We start from the raw sequence: 13,814 nt of genomic DNA on the forward strand, positions 1-13,814 counted from the left end.
CTAGGCGTACGCGAGCCGCCGCGTGCCGTCGACGTGCGGGTAGAGCACCCAGGCCACGCCGAACCCGCCGATTAGCGTTAGCACCGCGCCCCACGTCGGCCACTGGGCGAGCGGCGCCAGCATCAGCGCCAGCCACCACAGCATCACCGGCAGGAGCATGCTTATCGACGGCACCTTCGACACGTTTTCCCGCTCCGCAAACGCCGCCATCTGCTTGCGGTAGGGGTGCGCGAGCGTGACTCCGAGCGTGGCCGCCACGCAAACGAGCGCCACCGCGACTTTGATGCCGATCGGTGCCTGCGAGACCAACGCTGCGGCCGATCCCGCGACCCCGAGCGAGCCGACCGCGCGCACGACCGGCGGCGTGGGGATCGGCGTGATCCGGTTGCGGATGTCGGCGTAGTACATGGTCAGTGAGCCTACCACTAGAAAACGTGTTCTACATTGGCGCTTGTTCGCGTCGGTGTGCGGGGGCATAATTGCGAACGTGAGTGGAACACCTATTCGAACGGCTGCGGGCAGCACGGCGGTAGCCGCGCCTGCCTCGTTCAGTCACGTCGAGCAAACCGCTGGGCAGCGGGCTGGGCAGATCGCCGAGCTGCGTGCCAAGATGGCCGCGCTCGGCGGCGAGGTGCCCCAACCTGTCGTCGAGGATGCCGACGTACTCGCCGTCGGCGGGCCACTTGCGCAGCTCTTGCCAGGTGGGGGGTTGCCGCGCCGGGCGGTCACCCACGTCAGCGACACTGCGGCGTTAGTGGTGGAGCTGATCGAACAGGTCGCCATCGCAGGCGGGTACGTTGGCGTGGTCGGTTGGCCGGCGCTGTCGTACGCCGGCATCGGTACGGCCAACGCGGACAACCTCGAGCGCGTCATTGCCGTGCCTGAGCCGGGGATCGAGGACATTGCAGTGGCCGGCGTGCTCGCCGAAGGCCTGGATCTCGTCGTGTGGCGCACCCGTGTCCCGCTGGCGCTGACCCCGGTGCGCGCGCGGCCGCTGCTGGCGCGTCTGCGCAAAGGCAACGCGGCACTGGTCGCCGTCAACGCCACTGTGCCGTCGCCCGCCATGACGCTTGAGGCGCGTATCACCGACTTCTACGGCATCGGCCGCGGTACCGGCCGCATCAACGGCATCGCGCTGGCGGTGCGCGCAGAGCGCAAAGGTATGCGCCCCGCCAGCGCCACCATCACCCTCGGTACCGTCCCGCAACGCCCGAAGTTGACGGTGGTGACGTAGGCCCATGCGCGTCGCAGCTGTGTGGTTTCCGGATTGGCCGGTGCAAGCAGCGAAGCTTGAGCTCGGCGACGCCGTCGCGGCCCCAATTGTCATCGGCAGCCAGCACCGCGTGAAAGTGTGTTCACACGCCGCCCGTCAGCTTGGCATCCGTCGCGGCATGAAACTCCGCAATGCGCAGGCGATCGCGCCCGAGCTGACCGTCGTCGACGACAACGCTGACCGCGATGGGCGGATGTTCGCCTCGCTTGCTACTAGCTTCGACGATGTCGCCGCCTCCGTCGAGGTCTTGCGCCCAGGCCTGGTCATTGTCGATCTCGCCGCCGCAGCAAGGTTCCACGGCAGTGAGGACACAGCGCTTGAAATGCTTGTCGACGCCTCCGCCAGACGCGGCATCGACGCCTTCGCCGGCGCAGCCGACGAGATCGCTACGGCTGCGCTCGCCGCGCGTACGTCCCGCGTCGTTGCTCCCGGCCAATCCGCGGCGTTCCTTGCCACGCACCCGCTGACCGCGTTGACTGCCGAGACCGCACTCGGTGCCGACGCGGAGACAGTGAACGTCCTCGGCCAACTCGGTGTCGCCACTCTCGGCGATATCGCCGCCATCCCGCCTTCGGCCATGACCACCCGTTTCGGCGCGCATGGCATGCATATCCACCGCATTGCCTCGGCCGCGCCTGATCGCCGCGTCGCACCGGAACTTCCCACCGCTGATCTCGCGGTGGCGATCACACCGGAGGACCCTATCGAGCGCGTTGACGCCGCTGCGTTTGCCGCCCGCGCGCTCGCCGCGAGCCTGCATGAGCGGTTGAAAGCCACCGGCCGCAACTGCCTGCGCCTGAAGATCACCGCCGAACTCGACGGCGGTGAGCGGGTTGAACGTGTCTGGCGCACCCGCGAGGCGCTGACTGAATCCGGCACGGCGGACCGTGTGCGGTGGCAGCTTGACGGCTGGCTCACCTCGGGCGGAGCAGGGGCGATCACCTCGCTGGTGCTTGAACCGCTCGAGCTCGCTGAACCTGTCGCTGTGGGGGAGCTGTGGTCGCAGGGCGCGTCCACCGACGGCGCGCGCCGCGTGATTGAGCGTGTGCAGTCCCAGCTCGGCATCGACGCTGTGGTGCAGCCCCGGCTCGTCGGCGGCCGCGGGGTCGCAGAACGCGTCCGGCTCGTCGCCTTCGGCGAAGCCCCGCCGTCAACCGCCAGTGCGCTCACACCCGCACGTGCCCGTGCATCAACTGCTTCAACTGCTTCAACTGCTTCAACGCGGCCACATACACGCGCGTCCGCGTCTGCACCCGTAAAAGCTCGGCCAGAAACCAAGGTACAAGCGCTTGCTTGGCCGGGCGCGATCCCGGGGCCGTTGCCCGCACGGCTCGGGGGTGGCATCGATCACCCAGCCTCGAGCATCACGCTTATCGACGCCTCCGCAAACCCCATCACCGTCACCGCCGAGGCCCTCCTGTCATCGGATCCGTACGCACTTGCTTGGGGCGAGAAGCGCTACCTCGTGACAGGGTGGGCTGGCCCATGGCCAGTAGACGAGGGGTGGTGGGGCTCAGACACCAACCTCAGCAAGGTCGCGCGATTGCAGGTGGTTGGCTGCCTCGGTGGCGAGGACGGAGAACCCACTGCGTGGTTGCTCGTGTGGACGCGACGGCGCTGGCGTGTCGAAGCAGTGTATTAGGGCAGTGCATCAGGGCGCGCGCGTGTATTCATCCGCGTGTAAACGTGAGCGAGCGCGTAGGCCTAGGCGCGACTAGCTCTGCACGATGTCGATGACCATCCGCTTCGGATCCTCTAGTACCTCCACCGAATACGGGGCTTCGGAGCGCAAGCCCACGACAATTTGGCTGCGTCCTTCATATGTTCCCCCGTTCACCACGTCCACGACATTGCTGGTTGGTCCTGCCATCTCGACGGTGACTTCGTCGTCAATGCCAAGCTCTCCCGGGTACACCGTTCCGTCGATATTGATGTTCAGAAACGCGCTTCCACTGAGCGGCAAAGCACGACCGGTGGTGGAATGCATCGGTGTCAGGGTGTAATCGACGAACCACCCTGGATCACCCGAGCCGACAAGGTCGATAACCACCCGGTCGAAGCCTTCATGGTTACCCACCCGCACGCTTGAGACCGCGAGTAGCGCAGGCTCAGAGGGGCGCTGCGTCTTCGGCGAAGAATCGGCAGTGCCAAGTGGCTGCAGCACGGTGGTCTGCGAACTCGTGATTGCTGCGAGTTGTGGATCGCCCACCCCGGAGGAATTTCGCTGCGCACCCACCTTGTGCGCACTGCCGTACCCATTGCCGCTACCGTCGCTCGCGTCGCCGCCGCACGCGGTTGCGGCGAGCGCGGAGACAAGGAGGCCCGCCGCTACAGCACGGCGTGCCGCTCCTGAGAGCGGCGTGAGAAAAAATGACACGCAGCTCACCGTATCCACTGGCAGGGCCGCATCAAAACCGAAAACGGCAAAATGCGAAATGGTTACCGAAACGTTAGATATTCCCCGCTCTACGCTGCCATTTCCCTGACTTGGTTACAGTGTTAGGTATGACTCACCTTGCTCAAACTCTCTGCTCGGACGTGCAAACTGAACCGCTGCCCGGAACCGCGAAAACTGGGTCGCGCTACGTGCTCTTCGAGTGGCCCGGAGCGTGGAGCAAGGACATTCTCGACGGTGGGACGTTCAGCCCCGAGCTTTCCGCGCGGCTCAACGAACGCATGTCGCTTTTCGACGCCACTTTGCTGCTGATCCGCCACCCGACGCGGGAAGGCCGAGAGATTGACACCCATCATTGCTATCTCGTCTTCGCGGACGAGGGCATCATCGAAGTCAAGCACATCGACGGGCCTGAGGCGCTGCTGGATTTGGATCTTTCGGGGCCGGGGCGAAACGACGCGTCGGTACGTACTAAGCCCATGCTGTTGGTGTGCACCCACGCGAAGCGCGACCGTTGCTGCGCGGTGAAAGGCCGACCGTTGGTGCGCGAGCTCGCGCAGCGCTACCCGGCCCACGTGGGAAACGACGTGGTGTGGGAAACCTCGCACATCAAGGGACACCGGTTCGCGGCGACGACGCTGCTGATGCCGTGGGCGTTTAGCTACGGGCGGATGAACGTTGATGCGGCGAACGCGCTAATCGATAGCGCGATGGACGGGCGGTACTTCGTGCCCGGCAATCGCGGGCGCGGCACGCTGTCCGCGCCGGCGCAGGCAGCAGAGATCGCAGTTGCGAAGCAGCTTGTGACCGATGGAGTCGAGGTGCGCATTGACCAGTTGCGGGTGCTAAACGCGGAGGAGTCAGAGACTGCTGCGCGCGTTCAAGTGGAAGACCTCAATGCCGGCACTGTGTACCAAGTGCAGCTGAAGCAGCGCGCGATCGAGGGAGTTGTCTCGTCCTGTGGTGACGCGCCGAAGACGGGCGCCGCCTGGTATGTCGAAGCGATCACGCCAACCGATCAGTAGCGATTGCGGTAGCGACACAACACAAGCGTTGACCGTGACGCTCAACACTACTGGTTACCTGCACTGGTTACCTGAACTGGTTGTCAGAGGCGATCGCTGAACAACAGCTGCATCGCACCAAAGGGGTGATGCGAGTTGGGTACATGGAAACCGCGAGGCGATACCCACGTTGGGATGCCGCCGACGTTCTCGATCCGGCCGCGCTTCTTTCGCTTCGGGTCATCGTCGTTGACTCCGTTGTGGTAGCGGCATAGGGGAGCGAGGTTCGCAAGGTTTGTCTCCCCGCCGTGCTTCCATGCTGTGATGTGGTGGATCTGGCAGCTGTCCGCCCCGTGGCGACAATCCGGCACCGGACATACCGGCGTTGTCAACCTGGCAAGATCCCGCTGTTTCTGGTTTGCGAACCGTTCCTCCCGGTACAGGTTCACGGCACCTTCCTGTGGGTGAAACAGTCCCACCTCAAGACCGAGGCCGTATTGTCCAGCCCGTGTCTGCAGGTACTCCGCGCCGGTCATCGTGGTGCCGTCGGTAAGCCCAAGTAATGTGTCGTCGCCATGACCGCCCAGAATCTTGCAGTGCTCTTCAACAGGTACCACCACGATCGGACGCGGATCTGCGTAAGGAACTCCAGCACCTGCATGCTCACCGTTGCCTCGCATTAGCGCGAGGAAATTTTCCAACATTTGCGGTGCAGCTGGCTGAGAGGGATCGAGGTCCTGGCTGACGGCGTGCTCCAAATCTGCGGCGTCGCGTTCGTCGGCAGTGATGCTGACCGTGCGGGTGCCGTTGCGGGACTTCGAAAAGGTCATCTGCCTTTTCGGAGGCTGCGATTTCTTCGGAATGAGCTTCGACGCGAGACGTTGGAGGGCGGCGTAAGTCAAGCGGGCGTCGAGAAGCGATAGGCGCACCACCATGCGGCGCTTTGGTGACTCGATGTTTTTGAGGTGTTCCTCAATCATCGCCAGCTGATCGAGCGAGAACTTTCCGGCGCGAGCCTTCTCGCGGGCGATGCGCTGCAACTTGGTGAATTTGGTGGGGCCGAAGTACGTGCGGTGCAGCTTTTCCCATGCACGGGCTTTCGTCGGCGCAAAGCCAGCTTCGATCGCCGCGTCGCGGTCGAAGCCATCCAACGTGTCCACGGTCATGCCGCGGATCATGGTCTGAAAGGGTGTCATGCACCGCACGCTAGATCATGTCGGCGATAAGCAAAAGTGCAGGTAATGAAACTGTGGATAAGTCTGGAGGGGAAGAAAAAGTTGTCCACAGATTGGGCTTTTGGCGTGCGAAGTGGGTGCGGACACCGCGTGACTATGCGTAGTCTGAAAGGATTTCAGCCACCGTTTCGACGACCTCGTCGACGGCCGCCTGCACCTCGTCTGGCGAATGGGGAAACGCGTGGGAGCGATCTGCGATGCGGTGCATCTCGAGGTCATTCCACGAATCACCGAACGTGTAGAGCTCGACATCGCTGCGGTCTATGCCGATATGCGCGAGCAGCTCGGCGATGCCTGTGCCTTTGTTTCGGCCCGCAGCCATGATGTCGACATAGTCCTGGTTCTGCGCGACCGTGACGTTGCCGAACTGCTCCGCCCAAGTGACTACCTCCGCCCGGAGGGCGTCGTCGTCGGGTACCCAGATTGGAACGACGGCGAACGTGTGCTCGTCGATGTCCGCCTTGGTCATTTCCTTGAAGTGAGCGGTGAACTCGTCGCTGGCGTCGGTGGTGTTGGTGAACACGCCGTCGACGGGGCCGATTGTGGTCCCGAAGACCGCGACCCCCTCCACATCTGCGAACCTGTCGATCGCGGCCTCAAGGATCGCGGTATCAATTGGGTAGGCGTAGATGAGCTCCGCTCCGTCGCCGCTCGCGGCAGAACCGCCGTTAGAGAGCACGCGATAGTCAACGGTGAGGGGTGGTTGCGTGGCATTCGTGGCGGTGTCTGGCGCGGCGGTGTCTGGCATGGCGAAAGCGAGGGCAGACCGGGAGCGGCCGGTGGCGATGAGTGCCATGTGCCCGGCGTCTCGCCACGCGCGAATCGCCTCGAGGTCGGCCTGGTTGAAGCTGTGCGAGCCGTCCTCGCGCCGGTGGTAAAGAGTGCCGTCGAAGTCCAATGCTGCGATCTTCACCCACCCCAGACTAGCGACGGCGGCACGGGGTGGGGGAGAAGCGCGATTAGCGGCGCATGATCCGCTTCGACAGCCAGTTGCCCAGGAATTGGGCGAGCTGCACGATGACCACGATGACAATCACTGCAGCCCAGGTCACGGCCGGTTCGAATTGGCGGTAGCCGTAGACAATCGCGAAGTCACCGAGACCGCCGCCGCCGATGTAGCCGGCCATGGCGGACATGTCGATCACTGCGATGAAGATGAACGTGTAGCCGAGAATCAGCGGGCCGAGTGCCTCAGGCAGGATCACTGATCGGATGATTCTCCATGGGCCCGCGCCCATGGAGCGCGCCGCCTCGATCACGCCTGGATCAATGGCAACGAGGTTCTGCTCCACGATGCGCGCCACGGTGAACGTCGCGGAGAAGCACATGACAAACGTCGCCGCTCCGCGTCCGATGGTGGTGCCCACCACCGACAACGTAATCGGATACAGCATCGCGATCATGATGATGAACGGGATCGGGCGGAAGAAGTTCACCGCGATGTTGATAATCCAGTAGACGGCGCTGTTTTGCAGGATGCCGCCGGGGCGCGTGGTGTAGAGGAAAACGCCCAGGATCAGGCCGAAGAATCCGCCGACGACCATGGTGATGGCCACCATCCACATGGTGTCGCCAATCGCCTCGATGAACGTGGGACGAAGCCGGTCCCAGTTCGCTTCAGCGAGAATGAACTCATTGATGGTGCTGGTCATCGGACGATCTCCTGAATGTCGGTCGTTTGCTGCAGCGTGGTCAGGAACTCGGTGATTGCCGCGTCGTCGCCATTGAGCCGCACGGTCATTTTGCCGAAGGACTGCTCCTGCAGCGTCGTGATGCCCGCATGCACGGGCTGCACGGTCACGCCGCGTCGACGCGCCGCCTCTGCCGCTCCGAAGAACCCAGAGTCTTCCTTCAAATCAACGGTGAAGAGGCGACCCGGCGCAGCGTTGAGCAGCTCGCGCGCCTCGATCTCGTTCGGCGTGTTGCGCAGACTCGTCGACACAAAGCGCTGTGCGACGTGCGTCTGCGGGTTCGAGAACACGTCGTATACAGAGCCATATTCGACGACGCGTCCTGCCTCCATCACCGCAACCTTGTGCGCGATGGAACGGATCACATCCATCTCGTGGGTGATCACCACGATGGTGATGCCGAGCTCCTCGTTCACGCGGCGCAAAAGTGCCAGCACTTCCTCGGTGGTCTCGGGGTCGAGGGCGGACGTGGCTTCGTCAGCAAGCAAAAGCGATGGATTGGTGGCGAGCGCACGGGCGATGCCCACCCGCTGCTTCTGGCCACCGGAAAGCTGCTCCGGGTAGTTGTCGCCGCGGTCGGAGAGGCCGACGAAGTCGAGCAGCTCCGCAACGCGCGGCCCGCGCTCGTCCTTTTTCATCCCGGCGAGTTGCAGCGGGTATTCGATGTTGCCGGCAGCGGTGCGCGACGTCAGCAGGTTGAACTGCTGGAAGATCATGCCGATGTTGCGGCGGAGGCCGCGGAGATCGCGCTCGCGCATGCCGACGACGTCGGTGCCGTCGATAAGCAATTGCCCTGAAGTCGCCTGGTCGAGACCGTTAATGAGGCGGACAAGCGTGGACTTGCCGGCACCCGAATATCCGATGACACCGAGGATTTCGCCCGGCTCGACGGTCAGTGTGACACCGTCGACCGCGACGACCTCGTGGCCGCCCGTGCGAAATACCTTGCTCACGTCCCGGAATTCGATCCGGGTGCCGGTGGAAGCCATTTACCTGTACTCCTCCGTCAGGTTGTCCAGGATCTTGTTCAGATCCTCCTTGCTGCGCTTGACCTGCACCGCGGTGCCGTTCGAGTCTTCTTCGAGGGCCTTGGTGACCTCGTCGGACTGCCAGATCTCCACGATCTTCTCGTAGGTGGCGTTGTCGACGTCGTCGGCGCGCACGCTGAAGACGTTGATGTACGGCTCCGCGAGCTCCGAGTTCGGGTCATCCGCCGCGACCGAGGTCTTCGGGTCGATGCCCGCGCGGCCGAGGAAGTTGTTGTTGATAACCGCCGGGCGGCCCTCGTTGTAGGCGGACGTGGTCTGTGCGGCATCCACCGGGACGACCGAGACCTTCGACTGCGCTGCGTCGATGTCCGCGGGGGTCGGGGTGAGCTTCGGCGCGTCCGCGTTGAGCGTGACTAGGCCGGCCTGGACCAGCACGTTGATCGAGCGGCCCTGGTTGGACGGGTCGTTGGGGATGGCGACCTCTTCGCCCTCGATGCCGTCGAGGGAGGTGTGGTCCTTCCAGTAGAGGCCGAGCAGGTTGATCTCGCCGGAGCCGACGATGCGCAGGTCCTTGTCCGCGGTTGCGTTGTACTGGGCCTGGTAGTTGATCGTCTGGAACTTCGAGATCTCGATCTGGTTCTCATCCAGTGCCGGGTTGACCGGCGGGTACTCCGAGAACTTCACGATGTCGAGCTCGATGCCCTCCTCCTTCGCCTTGTCGGCGAACGCGGTCCACGCCAGCTGGTCGGCGTCGGTGGTGCCGATCTTGACGGTGACCTTCTCGCCGTCGGCGGGTGCCGAAGACGTATCGGAGGAGTCGCTTGAGCAGCCAGTCAGGCCAGCCGCGGCGATAGCCAGGGCCGCGCCGACGGCGAGAAAGCGGTTGGAACGCACGTTGGACTCCTACTTCTCGTTCTGCTCGAGGCGCTCGAGGATGTCGTTGAGCTCGTTGGCCGGGCGCTCAACCTTCACAGCGGTGCCGCGGGAGTCCTGCTGGACAGCCTCGGTGACCTTCGGGTCGTGCCACAGCTCAGCGAGGCGGACGTAGGTCGGGTTGTCAATGTCCTCCGCGCGGGACGCGAAGACATTGATGTACGGCTCGCCCTGTGCGGAACCCGGGTCGTCCTGGAAGATCGCCTCGGTCGGCTCGATGCCGGCACGGTCCAGCCAGGAGTTGTTGATGATGGCCGGGCGGCCCTCCTTGTACGCGGACGGCGTCTGGGAAGCGTCCACCGGTACGACGGAGACCTTGGAAGCATCGGTGTCAATGTCGGCCGGGGCCGGGGCGAGCTCGTCGGCGCCGTCCTTCAGGGTGACCAGGCCGGCCTGGACCAGCACGTTGATGGCGCGGCCCTGGTTGGAGTCGTCGTTCGGGATCGCGACCTCTTCGCCGTCGATGCCGTCGAGGGAGTCGTGGTCCTTCCAGAACAGCGCCAGCGGGTAGATCTCGGTGGAGCCGACGACCTTGAGGTCGTTGCCGGAGCTGGCGTTGTACTTCGCCAGGTACAGGATGTGCTGGAACTTGTTCAGGTCCAGCTCGCCCTGTGCGAGTGCCTCGTTGACCGGCGGGTAGTCGGAGAACTGCACGATGTCGAGGGTGATGCCCTCTTCCGCTGCGAGGTCGGAGAAGACGGACCAGGCCTGCTGGTCGGCGTCGGTGGTGCCGATGCGCACGGTGACGTTTTCACCGTCTGCGCCGTTGGCGTTGGTGTCGGAGCCGGACTCGTTGGAGCAGGCGGTCAGGCCGGTTGCGGCGATGGTGACGGCCGCGAGGGCGGCGGTGAAACGGGAAGCGCGCATGGGTGCGTCTCCTTCATCGTAGGGAAATCTGACGGTTGCTGAATCTATCACTCAGTGAACCGCTTAGTCTATTCGCGACGGCATAGAATCTGCCCGCACGCCCCAATTCTTTGGCACACACTTTCGAACAGTGCTAGCGTTTCGCGCATGAGATTCAACGGGGGCGAGCCGCTGTCGTGGTCCCGGTTGGAGCGGATTCTCTCCGGCCGCCCGGGGCCTGCGCCCGTGCCCGTCGAGCACACCGGTACCCCCGCCGGGCTGGTCTACGCACCGGGGGATGCGGGTGCCGGATCAAGCGCGTCGCCGCAGCACCCCGCCAGCCCCGCCAGTGCTCCCGCACGGAGCAGCGCCACGCCGTTCGCCGAGCTGCACGCCGTGTCGTCGTATAGCTTCCTCGGTGGCGCGAGCGAGCCAGAAGCCATGGTCGCGCGCGCCGCTGAGCTGGGCATGACCGCACTCGCACTCACCGACCGCGACGGTTTCTACGGCGCGGTCAAGTTCGCCGAAGCAGCCGGGGCCGCAGGGCTCGCCACAGTGTTCGGGGCAGAGCTTTCGCTTGACGACGGCCCGCAGCAACGCATTTTGCCCGTCCTCGCACGCGGTCCGGAGGGCTACAAGCGGCTCTCACACTTGATGGCCGACGCGCACATGGCAACGCGTGAGAAAGACGCCGTCGCCTACCCGCCGCTGGAGCTGATCGCGGAGCGCCTCGGGGACACGTGTGTGGTGCTCGCCGGGTGGCAGTGGGTGGACGAATTCGAGCACCTGATCGACTGCTTCGGTGAATTGAATATTGTTCGCGAATATGAGGTCGCGATGCTGCCCGAGGACGTCGACCGGCACGCGGCATTAGACCGCTTCGTCCAGATTCCGGCGATTGTCACCGCCGCCCCCGCCGCCGCGACCCGGAACCAGGCCCGCCTCGCCGCGGCGAAACGCGCCCTCGCAAGACGCGAAGCGCTCGGCGACGCCCACGCTAACCTTCACCCGATGGGCGCGAACTGGCTGCGCTCGGGCGACCAACTGCGCACGATGCTGCCCGGGTGCGAGGAGAAGCTCGCCTACAGCGTCGAGCTCGCCCGCGAATGCGCGTTCACGCTCAACCTCGTCGCCCCGGAGTTGCCGACCTACCCCACGCCGGAAGGCCACGACGAGATGAGCTACCTCCGGGTGCTCACCATGACGAGTGCCCAGGTGAGGTATGCGTCGCGGCCTGAAACGGTGCGTCGACAAGCAATGGCCCAGATTGACTACGAGCTTGAGGTGATCGAGGAGCTGAATTTTCCCGGCTACTTCCTGATCGTGCACGACCTCGTGGATTTCTGCCGCGAGCAGGACATTTTGTGCCAGGGTCGCGGCAGTGCGGCGAACTCGGCGGTGTGCTTCGCGCTCGGGATTACCGCGGTGGAGCCGATCTCGGCGGGGCTGTTGTTCGAGCGTTTCCTGTCGCCGGACCGCGACGGGCCGCCGGACATTGACATTGACATTGAATCGGGCAGGCGCGAAGAAGTGATTCAGTACGTCTACTCCCGCTACGGGCGCGACAACGCGGCGCAGGTGGCCAATGTGATCACGTATCGGCGCAAGGGCGCGATCCGTGATGCGGCGCGCGCGCTCGGCTACGCGCAGGGGGCGGCGGATTCGTGGTCGAAGGAGGTCGCCGAGCCGCCCGCGCTTGTCGCCCAGCTTGCTGACGAACTCCGGGGCCAACCCCGGCACCTGGGCATTCACTCCGGCGGCATGGTGATCTGCGACCGCCCGATCGCCGACGTCGTCCCCGTCGAATGGGCGCGCATGGAAGGCCGCAGCGTCGTGCAGTGGGATAAAGACGACTGCGCCTCCGCGGGCTTGGTCAAGTTCGACCTGCTCGGCCTCGGCATGCTCGAAGCGCTGCACCACATGATCGATCTCGTGCGCGACACCACCGGCCGCACGGTTCGCCTCTGGGAGCTTTCGCTTGAGGACGAGGGCGTTTATTCCATGCTCTGCCGTGCCGATTCCGTCGGCGTGTTCCAGGTTGAGTCGCGTGCGCAGATGGGCACCTTGCCGAGGCTGAAACCGCGGTGCTTTTTTGACCTGGTGGTGGAGGTGGCGCTGATCCGCCCGGGCCCGATCCAGGGTGGGTCGGTGCACCCTTACCTGCGCCGGCGCGATGGCGTGGATGCCGTGGAGTACGACCACCCGGTGCTCGAGCGCTCGTTGGGCAAGACGCTCGGCGTGCCGCTGTTCCAGGAACAGCTCATGCAGATCTGCGTGGACGCGGCCGGGTTCTCGGGCCGGGAGGCGGACGCGGTGCGCCGCGCGATGGGGTCGAAGCGTTCGCCAGCGAAGATGGCGGCGCTGCGCCAACGGTTCTTCGACGGCTGCTGGGAGACCAACCGCATCGGCGAGGACGTGGCGGAGCGGCTGTGGCAGAAGATCGTCGCGTTCGCCGCCTACGGGTTTCCGGAGTCGCACTCGCAGTCGTTCGCCTCGCTGGTGTACTTCTCCGCGTGGTTCAAGCGCTACTACCCGGCGCAGTTCTGCGTGGGGCTCTTGCGCGCGCAGCCGATGGGGTTCTACTCGCCGCAGTCGCTGATCCAGGACGCGCGGCGCCACGGCGTGACCGTGCTGCCGGTGTGCGTTAACGAGTCTGGCCGCGAGGCGCGCTGCCTCGACGGCGACGAGCACGGCGGCACGATGCGCGTCGGTCTCAACCTGGTCAAAGGGCTCGGCGAGGCGGCCGCAGACCGGATCGAGGAAGCGCAGCCGTTCACCGGCATCCCGGACCTGGCCCGCCGCGCCGATTTGAGCGTCGAGCATGTGGAGGCGCTGGCGCGCGCCGGGGCGCTGGACTGCTTTGACGTGGACCGTCGACAAGCGATGTGGCAAGCGGGCATTGCTGCGACCGAACGCGAAGGGATGCTGCCTGGACTTTCCGCCATCAGCGCGCCGAGCTTGCCCGGCATGAACGCCTTCGAACTCATGGCTGCCGACGTCGCCGCCACCGGTGTGACCCCCGGCCTGATGCCTGTGGAGATGCTGCGCGGCGCGTTCGAGCGTGTCGGCATCGTGCCCGCGAACCGGCTCCTAGATATAGAGGACGGCACCCGCATCCGCTGCGCCGGCGTGATCACGCACCGCCAAGCACCGAGAACCGCCGGTGGCGTGATGTTCATCGGCATGGAGGACGAGACGGGCCTGATCAACGTGGTCATCCCCGTCGGCCTGTGGAGCCGGCAGAAGGTGCTCGCGCGCACCGCCAAGGCGTTAATCGTCCGCGGCATCATCCAGAACGCGTCGGGCGCGGCGAGCCTGGTCGCGGACCGGCTCGAGCCGCTGGAGATGGGGGAGTGGCTGTCTCGCGGCTCGCGCGACTTTCGCTAGGTTGGGGCACATGCTTATCGACGGCCCTTTGTCAGCGCACGTCCCGGAGCCGCTGCCGACA

At 64.9% G+C, this 13,814-nt stretch carries 12 protein-coding genes; 4 read left to right on the forward strand and 8 right to left on the reverse strand.

Translation table 11 applies throughout. The annotated features are described in order from the left end of the window. Entirely contained in the window at positions 1-426 is a 426-nt protein-coding gene (locus CGLAUT_RS02315; protein WP_232507157.1) for a hypothetical protein, read from the reverse strand. A 61-nt stretch (positions 427-487) separates the two neighbouring features. On the opposite strand from CGLAUT_RS02315, the gene imuA' reads away from it, so the two are divergent. Together imuA' and CGLAUT_RS02325 are read left to right on the forward strand one after the other, a co-directional pair. After that, positions 488-1,234 carry a DnaE2-dependent mutagenesis accessory factor ImuA' gene (gene imuA', locus CGLAUT_RS02320; RefSeq protein WP_290186069.1) on the forward strand — a complete coding sequence of 249 codons (747 nt, stop codon included), beginning with the start codon at positions 488-490 and terminating at the stop codon, positions 1,232-1,234. A 4-nt stretch (positions 1,235-1,238) separates the two neighbouring features. Further along, positions 1,239-2,915, forward strand: coding sequence for a Y-family DNA polymerase (locus CGLAUT_RS02325; protein ID WP_290186070.1), 1,677 nt, complete (start codon positions 1,239-1,241; stop codon positions 2,913-2,915). A 72-nt stretch (positions 2,916-2,987) separates the two neighbouring features. On the opposite strand, the gene CGLAUT_RS02330 is transcribed toward CGLAUT_RS02325, so the two are convergent. Continuing rightward, on the reverse strand, positions 2,988-3,650 hold the full coding sequence (locus CGLAUT_RS02330) for an AMIN-like domain-containing (lipo)protein (protein WP_095659305.1): 663 nt from the start codon (positions 3,648-3,650) through the stop codon (positions 2,988-2,990). A gap of 128 nt (positions 3,651-3,778) precedes the next feature. Between CGLAUT_RS02330 and CGLAUT_RS02335 the strand changes: the two genes are divergently transcribed. Next, entirely contained in the window at positions 3,779-4,693 is a 915-nt protein-coding gene (locus tag CGLAUT_RS02335) for a ferredoxin family protein (protein ID WP_095659306.1), read from the forward strand. An 83-nt stretch (positions 4,694-4,776) separates the two neighbouring features. On the opposite strand, the gene CGLAUT_RS02340 is transcribed toward CGLAUT_RS02335, so the two are convergent. From CGLAUT_RS02340 to CGLAUT_RS02365, 6 genes are all read right to left on the reverse strand, one after another. Beyond that, entirely contained in the window at positions 4,777-5,868 is a 1,092-nt protein-coding gene (locus tag CGLAUT_RS02340) for an HNH endonuclease signature motif containing protein (RefSeq protein ID WP_290186072.1), read from the reverse strand. 133 nt (positions 5,869-6,001) lie between these two features. Beyond that, positions 6,002-6,820 (reverse strand): HAD family hydrolase, encoded by an 819-nt coding sequence (locus tag CGLAUT_RS02345; RefSeq protein ID WP_157731238.1) that lies wholly within the window; start codon positions 6,818-6,820, stop codon positions 6,002-6,004. Between the two features lie 46 nt (positions 6,821-6,866). Further along, the gene (locus CGLAUT_RS02350; protein WP_232507159.1) at positions 6,867-7,559 is read right to left on the reverse strand and encodes a methionine ABC transporter permease; all 693 of its coding nucleotides are present in this window, start codon (positions 7,557-7,559) and stop codon (positions 6,867-6,869) included. After that, complete coding sequence (locus CGLAUT_RS02355; RefSeq protein ID WP_095659309.1) at positions 7,556-8,587, reverse strand: methionine ABC transporter ATP-binding protein; 1,032 nt, start codon at positions 8,585-8,587, stop codon at positions 7,556-7,558. Before CGLAUT_RS02355 ends, CGLAUT_RS02350 begins: the two co-directional genes overlap by 4 nt. Then, positions 8,588-9,481 (reverse strand): MetQ/NlpA family ABC transporter substrate-binding protein, encoded by an 894-nt coding sequence (locus CGLAUT_RS02360; RefSeq protein ID WP_095659310.1) that lies wholly within the window; start codon positions 9,479-9,481, stop codon positions 8,588-8,590. Between the two features lie 9 nt (positions 9,482-9,490). Then, entirely contained in the window at positions 9,491-10,387 is an 897-nt protein-coding gene (locus tag CGLAUT_RS02365; protein WP_290186074.1) for a MetQ/NlpA family ABC transporter substrate-binding protein, read from the reverse strand. A gap of 147 nt (positions 10,388-10,534) precedes the next feature. Between CGLAUT_RS02365 and CGLAUT_RS02370 the strand changes: the two genes are divergently transcribed. Beyond that, positions 10,535-13,753, forward strand: coding sequence for an error-prone DNA polymerase (locus tag CGLAUT_RS02370; protein ID WP_290186075.1), 3,219 nt, complete (start codon positions 10,535-10,537; stop codon positions 13,751-13,753). Positions 13,754-13,814 lie beyond the last annotated feature (61 nt).

Origin of the sequence: Corynebacterium glaucum, assembly GCF_030408855.1 — a bacterium.
Taxonomy (GTDB): Bacteria; Actinomycetota; Actinomycetes; order Mycobacteriales; family Mycobacteriaceae; genus Corynebacterium; species Corynebacterium glaucum.

Excerpts from the sequence above, each read along its gene's own strand:
- CGLAUT_RS02365 (WP_290186074.1), bottom strand. The coding sequence starts at position 10,387 with ATGCGCGCTTCCCGTTTCACCGCCGCCCTCGCGGCCGTCACCATCGCC.
- CGLAUT_RS02325 (WP_290186070.1), top strand. The coding sequence starts at position 1,239 with ATGCGCGTCGCAGCTGTGTGGTTTCCGGATTGGCCGGTGCAAGCAGCG.
- CGLAUT_RS02370 (WP_290186075.1), top strand. The coding sequence starts at position 10,535 with ATGAGATTCAACGGGGGCGAGCCGCTGTCGTGGTCCCGGTTGGAGCGG.
- CGLAUT_RS02335 (WP_095659306.1), top strand. The coding sequence starts at position 3,779 with ATGACTCACCTTGCTCAAACTCTCTGCTCGGACGTGCAAACTGAACCG.
- CGLAUT_RS02355 (WP_095659309.1), bottom strand. The coding sequence starts at position 8,587 with ATGGCTTCCACCGGCACCCGGATCGAATTCCGGGACGTGAGCAAGGTA.
- CGLAUT_RS02350 (WP_232507159.1), bottom strand. The coding sequence starts at position 7,559 with ATGACCAGCACCATCAATGAGTTCATTCTCGCTGAAGCGAACTGGGAC.
- CGLAUT_RS02340 (WP_290186072.1), bottom strand. The coding sequence starts at position 5,868 with ATGACACCCTTTCAGACCATGATCCGCGGCATGACCGTGGACACGTTG.